At 71.3% G+C, this 19,130-nt stretch carries 15 protein-coding genes; 5 read left to right on the top strand and 10 right to left on the bottom strand.

Annotated features, from left to right (window positions below; genetic code table 11):
- Positions 1 to 238: 238 nt before the first annotated feature.
- Together NUM_RS17320 and NUM_RS17325 are read right to left on the bottom strand one after the other, a co-directional pair.
- Positions 239 to 1,636 (bottom strand): FAD-dependent oxidoreductase, encoded by a 1,398-nt coding sequence (locus NUM_RS17320; protein ID WP_207125897.1) that lies wholly within the window; start codon positions 1,634 to 1,636, stop codon positions 239 to 241.
- Between the two features lie 10 nt (positions 1,637 to 1,646).
- On the bottom strand, positions 1,647 to 2,972 hold the full coding sequence (locus tag NUM_RS17325) for an MFS transporter (protein WP_207125898.1): 1,326 nt from the start codon (positions 2,970 to 2,972) through the stop codon (positions 1,647 to 1,649).
- Between the two features lie 172 nt (positions 2,973 to 3,144).
- Here NUM_RS17325 and NUM_RS17330 point away from each other — a divergent pair, with 172 nt between their 5' ends.
- The 4 genes from NUM_RS17330 (at position 3,145) to NUM_RS17345 (ending at position 6,771) form a co-directional block, all read left to right on the top strand.
- Positions 3,145 to 4,035 (top strand): dihydrodipicolinate synthase family protein, encoded by an 891-nt coding sequence (locus tag NUM_RS17330; RefSeq protein WP_207125899.1) that lies wholly within the window; start codon positions 3,145 to 3,147, stop codon positions 4,033 to 4,035.
- 92 nt (positions 4,036 to 4,127) lie between these two features.
- Entirely contained in the window at positions 4,128 to 5,225 is a 1,098-nt protein-coding gene (locus tag NUM_RS17335) for a LacI family DNA-binding transcriptional regulator (protein WP_207125900.1), read from the top strand.
- Positions 5,226 to 5,248: 23 nt separating this feature from the next.
- Positions 5,249 to 6,151 carry a dihydroxyacetone kinase subunit DhaK gene (locus NUM_RS17340; RefSeq protein ID WP_263975131.1) on the top strand — a complete coding sequence of 301 codons (903 nt, stop codon included), beginning with the start codon at positions 5,249 to 5,251 and terminating at the stop codon, positions 6,149 to 6,151.
- A complete protein-coding gene (locus NUM_RS17345) occupies positions 6,148 to 6,771 on the top strand; it encodes a DAK2 domain-containing protein (protein ID WP_207125901.1) in 624 nt (207 codons plus the stop codon). The genes NUM_RS17340 and NUM_RS17345 overlap by 4 nt, the downstream gene beginning before the upstream one ends.
- 282 nt (positions 6,772 to 7,053) lie before the next feature.
- Here NUM_RS17345 and NUM_RS17350 read toward each other — a convergent pair whose 3' ends face one another.
- From NUM_RS17350 to NUM_RS17370, 5 genes are all read right to left on the bottom strand, one after another.
- Positions 7,054 to 7,404, bottom strand: coding sequence for an SH3 domain-containing protein (locus NUM_RS17350; protein ID WP_207125902.1), 351 nt, complete (start codon positions 7,402 to 7,404; stop codon positions 7,054 to 7,056).
- 721 nt (positions 7,405 to 8,125) lie between these two features.
- A complete protein-coding gene (locus NUM_RS17355; RefSeq protein WP_207125903.1) occupies positions 8,126 to 10,900 on the bottom strand; it encodes an AfsR/SARP family transcriptional regulator in 2,775 nt (924 codons plus the stop codon).
- A 189-nt stretch (positions 10,901 to 11,089) separates the two neighbouring features.
- Positions 11,090 to 12,346: an MFS transporter gene (locus NUM_RS17360; protein ID WP_207125904.1), complete on the bottom strand. Its 1,257-nt coding sequence runs from the start codon at positions 12,344 to 12,346 to the stop codon at positions 11,090 to 11,092.
- 579 nt (positions 12,347 to 12,925) lie between these two features.
- On the bottom strand, positions 12,926 to 13,921 hold the full coding sequence (locus NUM_RS17365; protein WP_207125905.1) for a substrate-binding domain-containing protein: 996 nt from the start codon (positions 13,919 to 13,921) through the stop codon (positions 12,926 to 12,928).
- A 55-nt stretch (positions 13,922 to 13,976) separates the two neighbouring features.
- On the bottom strand, positions 13,977 to 14,969 hold the full coding sequence (locus NUM_RS17370) for an ABC transporter substrate-binding protein (protein ID WP_207125906.1): 993 nt from the start codon (positions 14,967 to 14,969) through the stop codon (positions 13,977 to 13,979).
- A gap of 101 nt (positions 14,970 to 15,070) precedes the next feature.
- Between NUM_RS17370 and NUM_RS17375 the strand changes: the two genes are divergently transcribed.
- A complete protein-coding gene (locus tag NUM_RS17375; protein WP_207125907.1) occupies positions 15,071 to 15,682 on the top strand; it encodes a TetR/AcrR family transcriptional regulator in 612 nt (203 codons plus the stop codon).
- Between the two features lie 112 nt (positions 15,683 to 15,794).
- Here NUM_RS17375 and NUM_RS17380 read toward each other — a convergent pair whose 3' ends face one another.
- Genes NUM_RS17380 through NUM_RS17390 form a run of 3 tightly spaced genes read right to left on the bottom strand, consistent with a single transcriptional unit; the run spans position 15,795 to position 19,092 of the window.
- The gene (locus tag NUM_RS17380) at positions 15,795 to 17,099 is read right to left on the bottom strand and encodes an FAD-binding oxidoreductase (protein ID WP_207125908.1); all 1,305 of its coding nucleotides are present in this window, start codon (positions 17,097 to 17,099) and stop codon (positions 15,795 to 15,797) included.
- Positions 17,096 to 18,622, bottom strand: coding sequence for an MFS transporter (locus NUM_RS17385; protein ID WP_207125909.1), 1,527 nt, complete (start codon positions 18,620 to 18,622; stop codon positions 17,096 to 17,098). The genes NUM_RS17380 and NUM_RS17385 overlap by 4 nt, the downstream gene beginning before the upstream one ends.
- Positions 18,583 to 19,092, bottom strand: a complete 510-nt coding sequence (locus NUM_RS17390) for a nuclear transport factor 2 family protein (protein ID WP_207125910.1) — start codon at positions 19,090 to 19,092, stop codon at positions 18,583 to 18,585. Before NUM_RS17390 ends, NUM_RS17385 begins: the two co-directional genes overlap by 40 nt.
- Between the last annotated feature and the right edge of the window lie 38 nt (positions 19,093 to 19,130).

Below are 19,130 nucleotides of genomic sequence, written 5' to 3' on the forward strand. Positions count from 1 at the left end.
CCGAGCCGCCCCTGTGTTCGATGCGCTGCGACTGGCCGACCAGGGCGGGATGCCGATCGCGTTCGGCACCGACCTGCTCGGCGCCACCGCGGTCATCCAGGCCGGGCAGGTTCGCCGAGCCTGACCTCGAGCCCGCCATCTGTCCGGTGTGGAACCCGATGCCAATGCCGGTCGACGCGTCAGCCGAAGCCGGGCGACCACGGCTGGCGCGACGTCGCACCCGTACGGCGGTTCGATGTCACCGCGGGATGGCCGCGGCATCGGGCTGCGCTGCCGACAGCAGTACGCCGCGGGCGACCAGCCGGGCCCGCAGCTCGGCCAGATCAGCGTCGCGTGCCGAGCCACCGGTCGAAGCGGCCAGCGCCGCGGCGGTCCCGGCCGCCTCCCCGGTGGCGAAGCAGGTGGCGGTGATCCGCGCCGAGCCGTTGGCCTCGTGCGTACTGGACAGGCAGCGGCCGGCGACCAGCAGGTTGTCCAGGCCGGAGGCGACCAGGCAGCGGTACGGAATGTCGTAGCCGGCGTCGAGCTGGTCGGTGTGCGACAGGCTCGGGCGGTCGGCGGCGTGAATGTCGATCGGGAACGCCCCGCGCGCCACCGCGTCGTCGAAGTGCGCCGCGCCGAGCACGTCGTCGCGGGTCAGCGTGTACTCGCCGACGATGCGGCGGGACTCGCGCACGCCGACCCGGTCGGCGACGGCCGCCACGTACGCCTGCGCGCCGCCCGGCACCCGCTGCCGGAACCAGTGCGCCACCTCCAGCACCTGCCGGGCCAGTACCGGCAGCGCATCGCCCGCCCATCCGGTGCCAGGCTCCCCGGCCGGGGTCCGGGTCAGGTTGATCACCGCCTCGCCTCGCCGGGGCCAGCCCGCCACGTGCATCTCGTTGCGGGCGAACGAAAGCAGCCCTTCCTCGTGCCCGGCTCGCAGCAGCGTGGCGAAGCCCCACAGGTTGACGTGCTCGTCGTGGGCAGACCCGATCACGTTGCCGGGACGCAGCTCCGCCGGATGCTGCCGGACGTACTCCAGCAGCGGCGCGAAGTCGATCCCGCCCAGCTTCAGGGTGAGCGAGGCCGGTTGACGGCGCTGTCGGCTGTCGGTGTGTACCACCGCCCCGGCCAGGGCTGCGACCGCGGCGTCGCCGGTGCAGTCGACGACGACGCCGGCCCGCACGACTCGTTGCCCGGCCACACCCCAGGTCGCCACCTCCACAACCCGTCGGGTCGTGCTTGCGGGCTCGTTCGGCCCGGTCTGCTCGGTGATCGCGCCGGTCACGATCGTGTCCAGCCAGATCGTGACCCCGGCGTCGCCCAGCATGATCGCCTCGGCCAGGGCCAGTTCGGCGTGGTTGACCGGGGTGCGGGTGGCGGTGTAGCCGACATCGTCGCGCACGTGGCCGGGCGTTCCGCCGTACTCGGCGAGCCGATCGACCAGCCGTTGGCCGAAGCCGGCGATCACCTGTCGACCCGCCACGTCGTGGAAGCCGGCGGAGTGTTCCAGCAGCTGCCAGGCCAGTGTGCCGCCGACCTGACCGGTCGATTCGACCAGCAGGGTCCGCGCGCCGGACTCGGCGGCGGCGCAGGCGGCGGCCACCCCGGCGGAGCCGGCGCCGGCCACCACCACGTCGTAGTGCTCGTGCATCGACAGCTCCTCAGATCGGCAGTCGGCGGCGCAGGACCACGCCGTACATGGTTGCGGAGATCAGGCACAGCACCGCGGTGACGCCCAGCGCAATCGGGAAGCCGCCGAACTGATCCACGATGACACCGGTCACAACCGGCGCGCAGGCGCCGCCGAGGAAACCGCCGAAGTTCTGCACGCTGCCCATCGAGGCGACCAGCCGTGGCGTGCGCACCACGTTGGTGGCAAGCGTCCAGTAGACGCCGGAGCTGAGGCTGTAGGTGAACATCCCGATGGTCAGCAGCACCACTGCGACCGCCTGACCGTGACTGAACGCGGTCGCGAACAGTGCCACCGCGGTCAGCAGCGCACCGGCGGCGATCGTGTACTTCCGAGCCCGCACCGGATCCATCCCGCGCACGATGAGTCGGTCCGAGATCCGGCCGCCGAGCAGCACCGCGACCGCGCCGGCGATGTACGGCAGCGCGGCGAGCAGGCCGGCGTGCCCGATGGTGAAGTGCTGCGCGCTTTCCAGATAGGACGGCAGCCAGGTGATGTAGAACCAGAACACGTACTGCAGGCAGAACGCACCGATCACCATCACCCAGGTGGTGGGATAGCGGAACAGGCTGGCCCACTCCCGGACGGTGGCCTTCTGCTCGGTGCCGACGGTGCTGGCGTCCTTGGTGATCTGACCGGCCCGGATGTAGTCCAGTTCGGTACGGCTGACGAACCGGCTGCGGCCCGGCTCCCGGTACAACACCAGCCAGCCGACGAGGGCGAGCAAGCCGAGCAAGCCCATCAGGACGAACATCATGGGCCAGCCGAACGCCAACATCAGTGCGGTCGCGATCGGTGGCGAGATGGCCAGCCCGACCTGGGTGGCGCTGATGTAGATGCCGGTGGCGAGCGCCTTCTCCCGGTCCGGGAACCAGGCGTCGGTGGCCTTCAGGGCGGCCGGGAACATCGGCGCCTCCGAGACGCCGAGCGCGGCGCGCAGTCCGACGAACATCCCGATCGAGCGGGCCAGCCCGGTCAGGATCGCCACCACCGACCAGGCGCCGGCCGCTATCGCCATCATGATCCGTGAGCCGAACCGGTCGATGGCCCACCCGGTCGGCAGGTTCATCACCGCGTACGGCCACACGAAGGCGGAGAGCACCACGCCCATCTCGGTGGCGCTGATGCCGAGGTCGTGCCGGATCAGCGGGGCGGCCACCGACAGGTTGCCGCGGTCCAGATAGTTCGTGATGGTCAGCACCGTGATCACACCGATCACGACCCAGCGGAAGTTGCGTCCCCTGGGTCGTCGCGGCTGGTCGACGCCGACGCCGGGGGAGACCTCGGTGGTCTGCATGTCCGCGCTCCTCTGATCTGGCAATGTCACCGGTTTCACACCATGAACCCGGCAAAGGCCCATGTCAAGAGCGTGTTTCCCGTGTTGACACGGCTTGGTCTCGCCGTGTATCCCTGGAAACGATGTAACCGATGACATCTGTGCATCGGCAACTCCGGCGAACAGGACCTCCATGACGATCGATCTGCACGGAATCATCCCGCCCCTGGTCACGCCGTTCGATGCGGACGAACGCGTCGACGAGAACGCACTGCGCGCCGAGGTGCGCTACCACCTCGACCGCGGCGTGCACGGCCTGTGCGTGACCGGCAGTACCGGCGACGGCCAGATGCTGTCCGCGGAGGACTCCGCGACCGTCGCCGCCGCGGCCGTCAAGGAGGTCGCCGGTCGGGTCCCGGTCATCTCCGGCATCATCCGCGACTCCACCGCAGAGGTCATCCGGTACGGCAACCTGCTGCGCGAGACCGGAGTCGACGCGCTGCAGGTCACGCCCGTGCACTACCTCTTCCAGCCGGACGAGGAGAACACCATCGCCTACTACCGGCGCATCAGCGAGGAGACCGGCCTGCCGGTGCTGATCTACAACGTCATTCCGTACGCGCTGATCCCCGCCACGACGGTGGCTCGCATCCTGAACGAGGTGCCCGGTGTCATCGCCGTCAAGCAGTCCGGCGGCAACATCCATCAGCTGGCCGACCTGCTGCACTACGCGCCCACCGGTGGCAAGGTGTTCACCGCCGTCGACGACCTGCTCTACCCCGGGTACCTACTGGGCGCGCAGGGGGCGATCTCGGCGACCCTGACCGTGGTGCCGGAACTGTGCGTCGCCCAGTGGGATGCGGTCCAGCGCGGCGATCACGCCGAGGCCCTCGCGATCCACAACAAACTGCTGCCGGTCTGGCGGGCCATCGACGGCCCGAACATGACCGTCCGCATCAAGGCCGCGCTCGCCCTGCAGGGCCGCGATGGTGGCCACGGCCGAAGCCCACTGACCCCGGTCAGCGACGTCGAGCGCGACACCATCCGGCAGGCGCTGACCAAGGCCGGCGTGGTGCAGCACTGACGGCCGCGGCGAAGCCCACGGCGGGATTCGCGACCGGCTCCGACGCCCGTACTCTGAAGGGTCGATCGCGACCGTCCACGAAGGAGCGACCAGTGACGAGCATCCGGGACGTGGCAAGGCACGCGCGCGTGTCCACCGCGACGGTGGCCAGGGTGCTGTCCGGACGCACGCCGGTCAGCCCCGATCTGAAGGCCCGGGTCCAGCAAGCCGTCGAGGATCTGCGGTACGTGCCGAACGGGGTGGCGCGCAGCCTGTCCCGGGGCCGTACCTCGTTGCTCGGGCTGCTGGTGTCCGACATCGCCAACCCGTTCTCCGGCCAGGTCGCCCGCGGCCTGGAGGACGAGGCGGCCAAGCACGGCTACCACGTGCTGGTGGGCAGCTCCGATTTCGAGCAGGACCGGGAGGACCAGCTGCTGGCCTCGTTCGCGGCCCGCACCGTGGACGCGGTCGCGTTGGTGTCCGCCTCCGGTGCCACCGAGGCGATGCAGCGGCTGCTGGACACCGGGCTGCCGCTGGTGTTCGTGGACCGTCGGCCCGGCGACGGGGTGAAGGCGCCGGTGATTCGCACCGACAACCTCAGCGCCGCGCACGACGCCGTGGCCCACCTGATCGAGCTGGGTCACCGGGACCTGGCGATGATCTCCGGGCCGACGACCCTGCCGACCGCATCCCAACGGCTGCAGGGATTCCGGACCGCGTGCGCGGAGGCGGGGTTGACCCTGCGCGAGGAGTGCGTCAGGCAAGGCTTCCTCGGCGTCGACGGCGGCTACCGGGCCGCCCGCGAGGTCCTGGCGCTCTCCCCGCGCCCGACCGCGCTGTTCTCGTTCAACAACATGCTGGCGGTGGGGGCACTGCGGGCCTTCCGAGAGGCCGGGGTCGCCATTCCCGGCGACGTCTCGCTGGTCACCTTCGACGACATGGACCTGTTCCCGTACGTCGACCCGCCCATCACCGCGATCGCCCAGCCTGCTTACCACATCGGTGTGGAGGCCGCGCGGGCCCTGATCAACCTGCTGGCCGGCGACCGGTTCGTGCCGCGCGAGGTGGTGCTTCCCACCGAGTTTCGCCCCCGCGCATCCTGCGCGCCGCCACAGGGGAAGGACACCCCATCAAGAAGCTCCTCAACTCCCCAGCGGCGTTCGTCGACGAAACCCTCGCCGGCATCCTCCGCGCCCACCCCGAGCACCTGACCGCAGACCCCGCCGAACCGCGGGTGCTGGTCCGCGCGGGCGGGGCCTCGGCAGGCGAGGTCGGGATCGCGACCGGCGGCGGATCCGGGCACCTCCCACTGTTCCTCGGCTACGTCGGCCCCGGCCTGGCCACCAGCGTGGCGGTCGGCAACGTGTTCTCCGCGCAGTCCTCCGACGCGGCGCTGGCCGCCATCCGGGCCGCCGATGCCGGTCGTGGCGTGCTGGTTCTGATCGGCAACTACACCGGTGACCGGCTCAACTTCGAACTGGCCCGCGACCTCGCCGATGCCGAGGGCCGTGACACCCGGCTCGTACTGTTCGCCGACGACGTGCTGTCCGCGCCACCGGAGCGATCAGCTGACCGGCGCGGGGTGGCCGGCGTCGTCTTCGCCTACAAGTGCGCCGGAGCCGCCGCGGCAGCCGGCGCCAGCCTCGACGAGGTCGCCGCCGTCGCCGAACGTGTCGCCGCCCGGACCCGTACCGCAGGGGTCGGCTTGTCGCCGACGGTGCTACCCACCACCGGCCGGCCCACCTTCCAACTGGCCGACGACGAGATGGAGATCGGCATCGGCATTCACGGCGAGCCGGGGGTCCGCCGAGGCACGCTGCAGTCCGCCGACGCGGTCGCCGACACCCTCCTGGATGCCGTCACCGCCGAACTCGACCTGGCCCCGGGCGCCCGGGTCGCCCTGCTGGTCAACGGGCTCGGTGCGACCTCGGCCGAGGAACTCTACGTACTGACCGGGCGCCTGCATTCCCGTCTCGACCGGAGCGGCGTCGTCGTGCACCGCACGCTCGTCGGCGAGTTCGCCACCAGCATGGAGATGGCCGGTGCCTCGGTCAGCGTGCTGCACCTCGACGACGAGCTCGGCACGTTGCTCGACGCGCCCTGCCAGTCGCCGTTTCTTCCCGGGAGTCTGCGATGACCGACGTCCCTACCATCGCCGGCTGGCTCGCGCTCGCATGCGAGCGGTGGGCCGCCGCGCGCGACGAGCTCACCGAACTCGACGCCGCCGCCGGCGACGGCGATCTGGGTGTGACCGTGGCGGCGGGCGCCACCGGCGTTGCCGCCGCTCTCGCCGGCCTGCCGGCAGACGTCACGCTGCCAGACCTGGTTCGTTGCGCTGGCGCGGCGTTCGCTCGCGGCAATCCGTCCTCGTTCGCCGCGCTCACCGGAGCGGGCCTTCTCGCGGCCGCCAAGTACCTCGATACCGCCGATTCGGACTGCCGCGAGGCCGTGGCCGGTGCGCTCGATGCGGCCGCCGACCGCATCGCGGAACGGGGCCGGGCCGCCGTAGGGGAGCGAACCGTGCTGGATGCGTTGGTGCCCAGCGTGACCGCACTGCGCTCGGCGCCGCCTGGCCGCGCCGCCGCGCTGACCGCGATGGTGGCCGCGGCCCGCGTCGGGGTGGCCGCCACCAGCGAGATGCCTGCGGTACGAGGCCGCGCAGCGTGGGTCGGGGAGCGAAGCGCCGGCATCCCCGACGCTGGTGCAACCGCCTACCTGCGCCTGCTGGAGGCACTGGCATCGGTCGCGCAGGCCTGACCGTTCGGCATGAGCTGACCGATCGACCTGCGCCGACCGGTCGGACACCCGAGGCAGGAGCGCTTTCCCGCCAGTACCACTTTCCGGTTCGCATCTCACACTGCGGTCCCGGCATCGTGGTCGGCGCCGCGTCGAGGCGGAACCGACCGTGGGCCCGGTTTCCGGCTCTGCCGGCGGCAACCGCCGGGTCAGACGAGCCGGGCGCGGTGCGCGCCGGGCATGTGGCCATTCCCCCTCCGGGCCGCCACCGTTGCCGGTCATAGCGGCCCGGAGGGGCTGGGTTCAGCAGATCGGCGCGTTGTTCGAGGTGACGTACGTCGACGAGACCCAGCCAGTCACGTGCGTGGTGTTGTCGGTCAAGTAGGAGGCCGGGTAGGTGTAGCAGAGAACGGTCACCGAGTGGCTGCGGTATCCGAGCCCCACCGTCGCGCTGTTGAGGTCGCTGGTTGCGTGGATCCGGACACCGTCGCCCAAGAACTCTCCAGGCACGCTCGCCGGTTGCGCGGCGGTCACCGAGGTGGGCGTCAGGTCAGTGACGCGGGTACCGGCCGCGGCCGGGGCGGAGAGAGCAAACATGCCGGTGATCAGTGCCCCGGCAGCCACGGAGGCAGCCGCGATCCTGCGAATGCGCATAGGGGTTCGCCTTTCGTCATCGTGTCGATATCGATCCGGCTCGCGATACCAGCCAGCCCCGGAGCCACCACGATCTGGCTTTCACGGCACGGACTGCGGACGACCAAGGAGCGCCAGGCCTTCCACCGGGAACCCGTCGGCGCAGGTTCCGGTGCGGCTGCTGGCTCGATCTCCGGCTCGCCCACGACGTAGCTGCTCCCGCCACAATGGTGGGCCGGGCGCCCGCGTCGGCAGCGATGAGCTGTGATCCGACGGCGTCGCGAGCCGGGTTGCCACCGGGCCATCGTCGGGGCCTGGCGGCGACGCGGCGCCTGACCGGAAACCGGTGCGCCGCGCGGATGTCCGTCGGCCACGCTGCTTCGCGTGGTTCAGCTCGTCACTGTTCCTTGCTCATGGCGGCACCTCCTGCGGTTGTCCGTGTCGCCACCGTAAGAGCACCGCCTTTCACGCCACTATCGCCGCGAGCGCAGTCGAGGATTCTGGTCGGATCGGCGGCGGTGGGCGCTGGTGGCCTGTCCACGGGAGTACCGCTGGGTACGCGGTGAGGAGATCATCGGCAGTGCGTGAGGCTCATCCGGTGTTCCGGCAGGTTCACCGGCCGCGGTCGGCGGGTGCCGAGGCACGGCCATCCACGTGTGCAGGGCCGGCCAACGGCAGCGGTCGCAACATCCGTTGCGGTGAAAGCGAACCACCGGGACGGCTCGGGCGAGAGGGTGCCGTGTCAGTGGCGCCGATCGGCGCCCGGCATACCCGCAAGCAGCTCGTGTACCTGCGTGACCTGTGGATCGTCGGAGCGTTCCAGAATGGGCAGCGCTTGCCGCAGCACCCGCCGAGCCTGGTCGTAGTCGGCCAACAGCAGCAGAGCCCGCCCCTTGATCACCATCGCGCCGGCGGCGCCGGTCGCGTCGTCGATGTCGCCCAGCAGCGCCAGGGACTGGTCGGCGTAGCTGACGGCGGTACGCGCATCGGCGCGGTCCACCGCGTTCTCGGCCAGGTTGGCGAGCACCAGCGACTGCTGGTACGGCGCGGAGTGCCGCCGGTAGATCGCCAGCGCTTCGATGCTGTGCTCATCGGACGACTCGAACTCTCCGGCGGAACCCTCCGCGAAGGCGAGGTTGAGCAGCGAGTGGCCCAGCCGCAGCGGCTGGTCGGCACGGCGTGCGGCGGTCACCGACCGATGCAGGAACGAGATCGCGGCGTCGGCCCGGCCGCGTTTGGTCAGCTCCACGCCGAAGGAGGAGAGCACCGCCGCCACGGACTGGTCGTCTCCGCGCCGCTCGGCCAGATCGAGCGCCCTGTGCAGCCAGGCGTCACCCTCCTGGTGCGCGCCGGAGTTGTTGAGCGCGATGCCGCGGTCGTGCCAGGTCGCCACCCGGGCGGTGTCGTCGTCGCAGCTCTCCACCGCCCGCACGGCCAGCGCCGTCGTGTGCAGCTGGTCGTCCACGTCGTGGGCCAGTTGCTGGAACGGCCGCAGCAGGTTCGACAGCTGCCAGCAGTGTCGGTCGTCCCCGCCGCTGGCGGCGGTCTCCACGACCGCGACCAGGATCCGACGGGTGTCCCGGTACCACGCACTGGCGTCTTCCACGCCGTCGAAGGTGCCAGGGGAGACCACTGGCGCCGCCGGACGCGGAGCCTGGGGCGAGGCGGAGAAGGCCGCGGCCCGGGCGCGCCACAGGGTGTGCAGGTACCAGTCGAGCATCCGGCGCCGCGCTGCCTGCCGTTCTGCCGGCGGCTCCTCGGCCGCGCAGAGTTCCGTGGCGTAGGCGGCGAGCAGATCGTGGCGGTGGAACCGATCCGGCCGGTCGTTGTCCAGCAGGCTGATCGAGGTCAACGCGTCCAACAGTGCGCGGGCCCGCGCGGGGTCGGTACCCAGCAGGGCGGCCGCCACGTCGGTGGTCACCTCCCCGCCGGGGTGCAGGCTCAACAACCGGAAAGCGCGCGCGGCGGGCGCCGCCAGCCGCCGGTACGACCAGGAGAACACGGTGCGCGGATCGATCTCGCCGTCGGTGGCGTCGGCGAGTCGGGCCAGCCGCTCCGCGCCGGTGCGCAGCGTCGAGACGAGCTCCGCGAGGGAGGTGCCGGAGAGCCGGACCGCTTGCTCGGATGCCACCACCAGCATGAGCGGTAGCCGGCCGCACAGCTCGGCCAGCCGGGCCACCTCGGCGGGCTCCGCGCCAGCTCGCGCGGTTCCGACCACCGTCGCGACCAGCTCCGCCGCCTCCGCCGTGGACATGCCGCGCACCTGCCGATGCCATGCGTGGTCTCGAACCACCAACCCCCGCAGCTGGTTGCGGCTGGTGACAAGCACCAGGCTGGCGCCGCCCCCGGGCACCAACGGGCGCACCTGGGCGGTGTCCCGGGCGTTGTCGAGCAGCAGCAGTACCCGCCGGTCGGCCAGCACGGTGCGCAGCAACGCACTCCGATCCCGGGCCTCCCGGGGCATGTCCGCGGCGGGGACCCCGAGCGCGCGCAGCACGCTGTCGAGTGCGGCGGCCGCGTCGAGCGGCTCCTCGGTGCCGAACCCGCCGAGATCCAGGTACAGCTGGCCGTCCGGGAACCGGTCGGCCACCCGGTGCGCCCACCGGACCGCGAGCGTGGTCTTACCGACGCCACCCGGTCCGTGCAGCACCATCAGCCCCGGACCGGGCTGCTCGGCGAGTGCGGCGTCCAGGGCGGCGATCTCGCCGGTGCGGCCGACGAACCGGGCCGTACTCGGCGGCAGTTGTCGCGGCACGCCGCGGGCATCGGGCGCGCCGGGCGTCGCGGGGCGATCGTCCGCCAGGATCTGCGTGTAGGCCTGGCGCAGTTCCGGTGACGGGTCCGAGCCGAGCTCGTCGGCCAGGCGTTGCCGGATCCGCTGGTAGGCCGACAGCGCATCGGCCGGCCGGCCGACCGCGGCCAGCGCGGTGATCAGCCGGGCCCACAGCGACTCGCGCAACGGGTACCGATGGACCAGTTCGGTCAGCTCGGAGACCAGGCCGGCGCTGGCATCACCATCGCGGAGGCGGAGCTCGGCGAGCCGCTCGATCACTCCCAGGTACTGCTCGACCAGCGCCGGTGCGCGGTCTCGCAGCAACACCTCCGAGCCGGCATCGGTGAGTGGATCACCGCGCCACAGCCGCTTCGCCGCAACGAGCGTGGGGCGGGCCGCGTCGGCCGGCTGGCCGGCCGCGATGGTCGCCAGCCGGCCGAAGGCCAGCGCGTCGACCGCGTCGACCGGCAACTCCAGCCGGTAGCCGCCCGGAACGGTGGCGATGACGTCCGTACCGACCAGGGCCCGGACCCGGTTGATCAGCGTCTGCACGTTCGCTCGGGGATGGTCTGGCAGCGCTGCGTCCCAGACCTGTTCGACCAGCGTCTCGCTGGTCACGACATGGCCGGCGGACAACGCGAGTGCCGCCAGCACGGCGCGCTGACGCCGACTCGTCACCGAAAGCCTGCGCCCATCGAGGAAGAGCTCGAACGCGCCGAGCACCGCGATCCGTACCTCAGCCATGCACCTGCCTTGCCTCGAACCCGGCGCCCACGGTCGGTCGACCGGTGCAGGAGGACCCACGGTGTGGTGACTGGTCCGGGCGGCGGGCACCAGCGGCGATCATATCCGGTCCGGGCATGGCCACGTCGCCGATCCGCCCGGACCGCGACGGCCGTACCGGGACAGCGACCGCGGCGGGCGACCGGGTCGTCAGCGCTCGGCCGCTGCCGGCGCGGCAGGGACGGCTCCCGCACCGACTCGGCGCCACGCCCACGCCAGCGCGGTGCCCAGCACCACACCGGCCACGCCGAAGGCACCGACGGTCGCGGACGGCCCGAACCGCTCGGCGAGGGCCCCACCCAGCAGGGGGACCAGCCCCATGACGGTGGTGAGCCCGGTGTTGGACAGCCCGAGTACCTGCCCGCGCGCGTGGTCCGGGATGGCGACCGTCAGCGACGCGGTCGCCTGCAGCAGCGCCACCGTGCCGAGCCCACCGGTCAGCACGAACAGCAGCACGGACACGATGATCCCGGGGTGCAGGAAGCACGCCAGCAGCGGTATCGGGGCAAGGACGGTCAGTGGCGCGGTCAGGCGCGGCCGTACCGACTCGGGCACCCACCGGGCGTAGCACCAGGCGCCGAGCACGCTGCCGAGCGGGTCGCTGGCCAGGATCAGCCCCACGACGACCGAACCGCCGCCCAGCACCGCGGCGTACGGCGCGGCGAGGCCCTCGTAGACCGGAACGAACCCGGCGAGCCAGGTGAACAGCACGAGCGTGCGCAGCGCCGCGACGCCGAACGTGAGCCGGGCACCGGCGCCGATCGCGCCGAGCGGCGCCCGCCGGGTACCGCCGGCCGCGACGGGCCGGGCGGCGACACCCAGCCGTACCAGTACCGCGGACAGCAGGAAGGTCGCGGCGTCCACCAGCAGCGCGAGGTGCGGATCCAGGACGATCATCAGGGTGCCGCCGCCGGCGAACCCGGCGAGCTGGGCGGACTGCGTGCTGATGTTGCGCAACGCCAGCCCGACCGGGAACCGTTCACCCTCCAGCACCTGCGGCAGCAGGGCGAGCTGCGCGGCCTTGAACGGCGGGTTCAGCAGCGAGAGGCAGGCGACCAGCGCGATCATCAACGGAAGCGGCAGCTGCGGGATCGCGGCGAGTCCAACCAGGAGGCAGCGCACGGCGTCGGTGGCGACCATCACCGTGCGGCGCGGGAAGCGGTCCGCGAGCCCCGTCAGCGCTATCCCGCCGAGCAGGGACGGTACGAACGTCATCGCGTACGCCAGGCCGCTCAGCAGCGCGGAGCGGGTCTGCCCGTACACCAGGACGGACAGCGCGACCCGGGCCAGCTGGTCGCCGAAGATCGAGAGGATCTCGGCGAACCACATCGACCTGAACTCCGGGACGCCGATCACCTCGGCGAACCCGACCCGACGCGCCGCCCCGGGCTGTTCCACGACACCCATGTCCCTTGCTCTCCTGACATCGACGCTCGGGGACTGGCGCCGATGTTCGCCGCACCCGTCCGAGAACGGTACGAACGTCGCCTCGCAGCGGCCTATCACCGCGCTATCGCGGGGCGGGGGACGCGGTCGCCGGGGCGGACCGGTCGGCGATAGTGCGGCGACAGCCGGCGCCGCTAGGTTCGCTCTCAGTCCGGCCGACGGTGGGGCGCCACGACCGGTACCGGCTTCCTACGACCGGACCGACCTGGGGGCGGACCGTCCAGGTTCACCTACGTTCAGCTCGGGGAGGTGCTCGATGAAGAGCAAGGAGCAGTGAATGCGCCGGCCGCGTGCCACGCCCCGGCGTGGCGCGCGGCAACCGGCAAGGTGACTGCGGCGTAGCGACACAGCTCGTACGCCGTCCAGCGCGGTCGGCGTCGTCGATCGGTCCAGGTTCACGTGTGGGACCGTCCGTGAGTCAGCCGGCGCCGACCGCGGCGCAAAGGGGATGAGCCAACATGCAGCAGGCGGCCCGGGCTGCTGCGGCGAGACGCGGGCCGAACCCTGTGCTCTTCGAGCGCGACGATGCGGCCTCGGCGCTCATGAGTTCCGCAGTTCTTCGACGAACATCTCGTCGACGGTGCGCGGAGCGGCCATCAGCCCCTGCTCGTGGGAGTACCGCAGGAAGGTCTCCAGGGCGGTGCGGTTGGCGTCGATGCCGTAGGGAAACCAGTCGTCGCCGAGCAGCGCGCGGTTCTCCTCGAACAGCTGGTACATCCACGGCACCATCGTGGTGACCTGGAAGAGCCGCCGCATGTCGCGGTAGCGCGCGGCGGCGATGTCCTTGGCGGCGAGGAAGCCCTGGTAGAGACGCCGGGCCAGGCCGGGGTCCTCGTCGAACAGTTCGCGGCGGGCGACGATCGTGTGCATGATCGGGAAGATGCCGGTGCGGCGGTACCAGTCGCGTTCGCGGGCTTCGTGATCGGCGAACAGCGGCGCGATGTTCGGAGAACCGGCGAGGTAGGTCGTGGGTGCGTTGGAGCTGAACAGCGCGTCGATCTCACCGTGGTCGAGCAGCTGTGCGAGGGTGCTTTCCGGTGGTGCGAAACGGATGTCGACGTTGTCCGGGTGCCGGTGTGTGGTGAACTCGAATCCGGCGGGCAGCGGTGTCTCCAGTCCGCCGACGACCCAGCGGTTCTGCTCCGGTGCGAAGCCGTGGTCCTCGGCCAGGATGCCCTTCGCCCAGATACCCGAGTCCTGGCCGTACATGCCGAACTCGCCGATCGTGCGGCCGACCAGATCCGCCGGCCCGGTGATCCCCGTGGACGTGTTGACGAAGACGCTGGCATGCCGGAACACGCGGGCGGGGAACACCGGAATCGCGATCAGGTCGGTGCCGGCGTCCAGCGCGCGCAGGTAGTGGGTGAGGCCGAACTCGGCCACGTCGTAGCGGCCCGATGCCAGGCCGGCGAAGATCTCCGGGATGGCGGGGCTGTGCAGGGTGGCATCGACGCCGTCGAACGGGACGGATCCGTCGAACAGCGCCCGGGTGTGGTCGTAGCGGGTGACGGCGATGTCAAGGTGCCTGGTGGTCACGGCGGAGCCTCCGGTGTGGTGCGGTGTCGCGCGACGTTTCGGTCGTTCCTGCGGCTCAGGTGTCGAGCAGCGCGGGGACGAAGATGTCCTCGCTGGTCAGCCGGCGCGCGGACAGGCCCTGCTGGTGGTGGTAGCGCAGGAACGTGTCGATCGCCGTGCGGTTCGCGGCGAGCCCGTACGGCCACCAGTCCTCTCCCATCAACTCCCGGTTCTGCTCGAACAGCGCGCTGAACCAGGGGGTCACGACGGTCATGTGCTGCTTCTCGGCGGCACGCCGGTACTTGTCCTGGGTGAGGTTCTTGGCCTCGACGAAGGCGCGGTAGAGCGACCTCAGCAACTCGGTCCGGTCTGCCAGCTCCTTGCGGACGGCGACGACGTGCATCTGCGGGAAGATCCCGGTGCGCCGGTAGTAGTCGCGCTCCACCGTCTCGTAGTCGGGGAACAGCCGGGCGATCCGCGTCGATCCGTTCCGCGGGGACCGGGGAACGTCGATCGAGAGGAGCGCGTCGATCTCGCCGGTTTCGAGCATCGCGCCGAGGGACTCACCGTCCGGCGCGTGCCGCACGTCCACCCCGGCCGGTACCGGCAGCGGGATCCAGTCGAACGCGGGGATGGCATGGTTGGTGCCCCCGATGACCCAACGGCTCTGCTCGGGCGTCACGCCGTACTCCTCGGCGAAGGTCCCCTTGAGCCACACGCCGGCGTCGTTCCCGTACAGCGCGAACTCGCCGATCGTCTTGCCCGCGAGATCCTGCGGCCGCTCGATCCCCGCATCCTTGTGCACGAACACCGCCGAGTGCCGGAAGTGGCGGGCCGGGAAGATCGGCAGCGCCAGGAACGGCGCGTCCTCGGTGTCGAGGGTTCGCAGGAAGTAGGTCAGGCCGAGCTCCGCCACGTCGTAGCGGCCCTGCACCATGCCCCGGAAGATGTCCGAGACCAGCGGCGCCGTCTCGAAACCGGCGTCGACCCCGTCGATCGCGACCCGGCCGTCGAACAGCGCCTCGACGTGCTCGTAGGTGTTGGTGGCGATCTTCAGCTTCGTCGTCATCGTCTCCCCAGCTTCCGTGAATGATCGTTCACTATGTACCGTACGATCAGGCGATTCGAGGGTCAAGGTAAATGATCATTCACGTTGAAGGAGGCGCCGACATGCCGCGCATCACGCCTGAGCGCCGCGAGGCCAAGCGTGCGGAGATCCTGGCGGCGGCGCGTCGCTGCTTCTCCCGCGACGGGTTCCACCAGACCTCGATGCCCGACATCGCCACCGAGGCCGGCGTCTCGGCCGGAGCGCCCTACCGCTACTTCGCGAGCAAAGAGGAGATCATCGTCGCCATCGCCGGAGACGCTTTCCGGCTGCTGTTCGAACCGGTCGAGCGGATTGCGGCCGGTACCCGCGCCGCCTCCGTTGCCGACCTGATGGCGGCGTCACTGGAGGTACTCAGCGCCGAGACGGTCACCGACGCTGCGGGGCATCCGGTACCGGTCGAGGAACTGCTGCGCTGCGCCGTGCAGACGTGGTCGGAGCTGCTGCGCGACGATGCCGTGCGCGCGCACGCCGTCGAGGGCTTCGAGTCCGTCCGGCGCAGCATCACCGAGGCGTTGCAGCGCGGCCAGACGGCCGGCGCCGTGCCCTCCGCCGTACCGCCGGAACGTGCCGCACGACTGGTGATGGGTCTGCTGCACGGGTTCCTGCTGCAACGCGTCGCCTTCGAGTTGACCGACACGGCAGCATTCGGCGACGACATCCGCACGCTGCTCTGATCTGAGCCCACATCAAGTTCAACCCCGGCGCCCGTCGCCTTTCTGGCCAGCGGAGTGTCGGTGTCAGTCATGCGTCTTCCTCCCTTCTCGCGCGAGTGAGGGGCGCGGGCGGTCAGAACGGGATGGGGTAGTTGCTGCGGATCGTGTGGTGCGGATCAAAACGGTGCTTGATGGCGCGCAGCCGAGCCAGGGTGTCGGGTGCGAAGGCGTCGGCTGCGGTCTCGCCCGACGTCAGGTAGGTGTACGGCTTGTGCCCGCTGATCCAGGGCGCGAGGTCTCGGACGAGGTCTCGCTGCCGGGCCCGCACGGCCGCGGCGGACTCCGGTGAGCTCGGCACACCGAACAGGTAGAGGGCGTACGGCTCCTCGAGGGGGCCGTGCGGGCTGTCGGAGGGGCGGGCGAGTGCGCCGCCGAGGTGCCGGAGCTGCACGCTGAGCAGTGGGTCGATCGGCTCCGCCAGGAGGGTTTTGGCCGCGCGGTCGTCCAGCGCGGTGAGCAGCTCCCCCCGCGACAGCCCCGGCCCCGGTTCGGTCGGCTCGGCCGTGATGGAACCGAGGTCAGCGGTGGAAAGGGGGCCGCGGCCGTCGGACAGGAGCCCGTCGAGGTCCGCCAGCGGGCGGAGCAGGTCCCGGCCCTCGGCCGGATCGCCCAGATAGGTTGCGTCCACGGCGACCAGCGGCGCGCTCCCGGGGAAGTTCAGCAGGTCGAACCAGACGGTGAGGGCCTCCGGTGCCGCTGCGGTGACTGTCCGGTAGGTGTCCAGGACATCGGCCGCCCGATCGGCGGGCCACAGCATCCGCCCACCGTAGAGCCGCGGTGCGGGATGCAGGGTGAACTCCAACGCGGTGACCAGCGCGTGGTCGCCACCTCCGCCGCGCAGGGCCCAGAACAGCTCGTCGCCGGCCGTCACCCGGAACGATGTGCCGTCGGCGCAGACGCCCTCGATGGCGGTGACGCTGTCGGCAGCCCAGCCGTATGCGCGGGAGAACCAGCTGAGGCCGCCGCCGAGGGTGTAGCCGGTCACGCTCACCACGGGGGAGCTTCCCGGAAGCCCGGTCAGACCGTGCTCTGCGGCGATTTCTTGGACCTGGCCCCAGCGCACACCCGCGCCGACCCGGGCGGTGCGACCGGCGGCGTCGATCGCGACCTCGTCCAGGAGCCGGGTGCGCAGCAGGATCGCGCCGTCCAGGGCGCCCGTGGCGCCGTGCCCGCTGGGCTGGGCCGACACCCGCAGCCCGTGGGCCGCGGTGTAACGGGCCAGCGCGGCGACGTCGGCGGCGTCCGCCGCCTCGACCACCGCGGCGACGTCCTGTTGGACGGCCAGGTTCCAGGGTCGGCGGGCGGAGTCGAACCCGGTGTCCCCGGGAAGCAGCACCCGGCCGCGAACGTGGTCGCGCAATTCGGTCAGAGCGTTCATCGTTGGCTCTCCTCAAGGATCATCCGGTCATCGGTGGACACGGCACGGGGAGCGGATCGGGGCTTGCCGGCGCGGGAGAATCCGAGCGCGGCCAGGGCGGTCAGTGCGATGCCCGCCGCTGCGACGAACATCGCCGTCCGCAGGCCGTGGACGGTAGCCGCCCGCAACGCCGCGCCGGTGAGCCCGTCGGTGCCGGAGTTGGCGATGGCCACCAGGACGGCCAGGCCGATCGCACCGCCGATCTGCTGGGTGGTGGAGACCACTCCGGACGCGACGCCCTGCTGCTCGGCGGGGGTCGCGGAGGTCGCCGCGCCGAACATCAGGGTGTAACCCGCGCCCTGACCGATCCCGAGGACCAACAGCCCCGGGATGAGGGCGAGGTAGGACGATCCGACGGCCAGGGTCGTCGCGAGGACGAGCGTCCCGACCAGCCCCACGAGCAGGGCGCCGACCATGGTGGTTCGTACCCCGCGCACGGTCGCGAGGTGCCCGGCCAGCTGGGAGCCCGCAACGATCGCGGCCATCGGGACCAGAAACGCCAGGCCGGTGCGCAGGGCGCCGTAGCCGAGCACGGCCTGGAAGTAGACGGTCAGGAAGTACAGCAGAGAGCCGAAGGTGCCCATGTAAAGGAAGGTGACCAGCGCACCCGAACCCAGGTCCCGGCCACGCAGCAGCCCGAGCGGCAGCAGCGGGTGGCTCCCGCGCCGTTCGATGGTGACGAACGCGGCCAGCAGCAGCATCCCGGCCACGGCCGCCCCGACGACCGGTGCGGACGCCCATCCCGACTCGGGGCCCTGCACCAGCGCGACCACCAGCAGGGTGGTTCCGGCAGTCCCGGTCAGCGCTCCGGCGACGTCGAATCGGCGTCGCGTCGTTCCCTCCGGCCGGCGCTGGCCAGGGATCAGCGGCAGGGCGGCCAGCGCGGCCACACCGGCGAGCGGCACGTTGACGAAGAACACCGCCGTCCAGCCGAACGCCTCGGTCAGCATCCCGCCCAGCAGCGAGCCCAGGATCATCCCGCCGCCGCCGGCGGTGCCCCATACCGCGAAGGCTCGGTTGCGTTCCCGTCCCGGCGCGAATCCGGTGCTGATCAGCATGAGGGTCGCGGGGAACAGCAGCGCCCCGCCCAGCCCCTGGACAGCCCTCGCCGCCACCAGCGGCCAGGGCGCGTGGGCCATCCCGCCGGCCAGCGAGGCCACCGCGTACAGCACCAGTCCGGTCACGAACATCCGCCGCGGGCCGAACAAGTCGCTGGCGCGGCCGCCGAGGAGCAGGAACCCGCCGAAGCCCACCGCGTAGGCGCTGACCACCCACTGGAGGGTCTGGGAGGAGAAACCGAGGCCATCCCCGATCTCTGGCAGCGCCACGTAGACGATGTTGTAGTCGAGGGAAATGATCAGTTGGGCGAACGCCAACAGGGCCAGGGCGAGCCCCGAGCGCGGGAAGAGGGTCTTCATGAGCTTCGTTCTCTTTCGAAGGGTCGTCAGGCGGTGAAGATCGCGGCGGGGTCGCCGGTGTGCCATGCGTTGTCGATACGCATCCGGCGGACCACCCAGCGGTCGCCGTCGCGGACCAGATCCACGGCGTAGGGGTTCTTCAACAACGCGAAGGTGCCGCGGTCCGCGATCAGCAGGTGCTGGGCCTCGACCAGCGCGGTGAGGCGCGCGGTGTCACCGTCGACGGCGACGCGCGGGTTGGTGACCTGATGGGTGGTGTCCACGCGGCCGTCGAACAGGCCGAGGATGGTGGCGACGATCGTGTCCCGGCCGACCATGAGCGGCGCCTTTCCGCCCCACTTGGCCGCTGCCGGGCTGAAGTCCAGTTCGGCGTCGGCGGCGAATGCCGAGGCGAACAACTCGGCGTCCTTCAGGTCCTGTCCGAGGCCGAACCGGTACAGCGCGTCGATGATCTCCACCCGGTCGCGCAGCTGCGCCGCGACGTTGGCGGGCTCGGTGGCCGGAGCGGACAGGGCGGCGGCGTCGGTGACGTACATTGTGGGCTCCTCTGCAGGTCAGATGGGGTGCTGAGCTG

It is taken from the genome of Actinocatenispora comari (assembly GCF_017312725.1).
Taxonomy (GTDB): domain Bacteria; phylum Actinomycetota; class Actinomycetes; order Mycobacteriales; family Micromonosporaceae; genus Actinocatenispora; species Actinocatenispora comari.

What these genes read in the sequence shown, in the direction of transcription:
- NUM_RS17330 (WP_207125899.1), top strand. Translation starts at nt 3,145, where the DNA reads ATGACGATCGATCTGCACGGAATCATCCCGCCCCTGGTCACGCCGTTC.
- NUM_RS17390 (WP_207125910.1), bottom strand. Translation starts at nt 19,092, where the DNA reads ATGTACGTCACCGACGCCGCCGCCCTGTCCGCTCCGGCCACCGAGCCC.
- NUM_RS17385 (WP_207125909.1), bottom strand. Translation starts at nt 18,622, where the DNA reads ATGGCACACCGGCGACCCCGCCGCGATCTTCACCGCCTGACGACCCTT.
- NUM_RS17325 (WP_207125898.1), bottom strand. Translation starts at nt 2,972, where the DNA reads ATGCAGACCACCGAGGTCTCCCCCGGCGTCGGCGTCGACCAGCCGCGA.
- NUM_RS17375 (WP_207125907.1), top strand. Translation starts at nt 15,071, where the DNA reads ATGCCGCGCATCACGCCTGAGCGCCGCGAGGCCAAGCGTGCGGAGATC.
- NUM_RS17380 (WP_207125908.1), bottom strand. Translation starts at nt 17,099, where the DNA reads ATGAACGCTCTGACCGAATTGCGCGACCACGTTCGCGGCCGGGTGCTG.
- NUM_RS17360 (WP_207125904.1), bottom strand. Translation starts at nt 12,346, where the DNA reads ATGGGTGTCGTGGAACAGCCCGGGGCGGCGCGTCGGGTCGGGTTCGCC.
- NUM_RS17350 (WP_207125902.1), bottom strand. Translation starts at nt 7,404, where the DNA reads ATGCGCATTCGCAGGATCGCGGCTGCCTCCGTGGCTGCCGGGGCACTG.
- NUM_RS17370 (WP_207125906.1), bottom strand. Translation starts at nt 14,969, where the DNA reads ATGACGACGAAGCTGAAGATCGCCACCAACACCTACGAGCACGTCGAG.
- NUM_RS17355 (WP_207125903.1), bottom strand. Translation starts at nt 10,900, where the DNA reads ATGGCTGAGGTACGGATCGCGGTGCTCGGCGCGTTCGAGCTCTTCCTC.
- NUM_RS17345 (WP_207125901.1), top strand. Translation starts at nt 6,148, where the DNA reads ATGACCGACGTCCCTACCATCGCCGGCTGGCTCGCGCTCGCATGCGAG.
- NUM_RS17320 (WP_207125897.1), bottom strand. Translation starts at nt 1,636, where the DNA reads ATGCACGAGCACTACGACGTGGTGGTGGCCGGCGCCGGCTCCGCCGGG.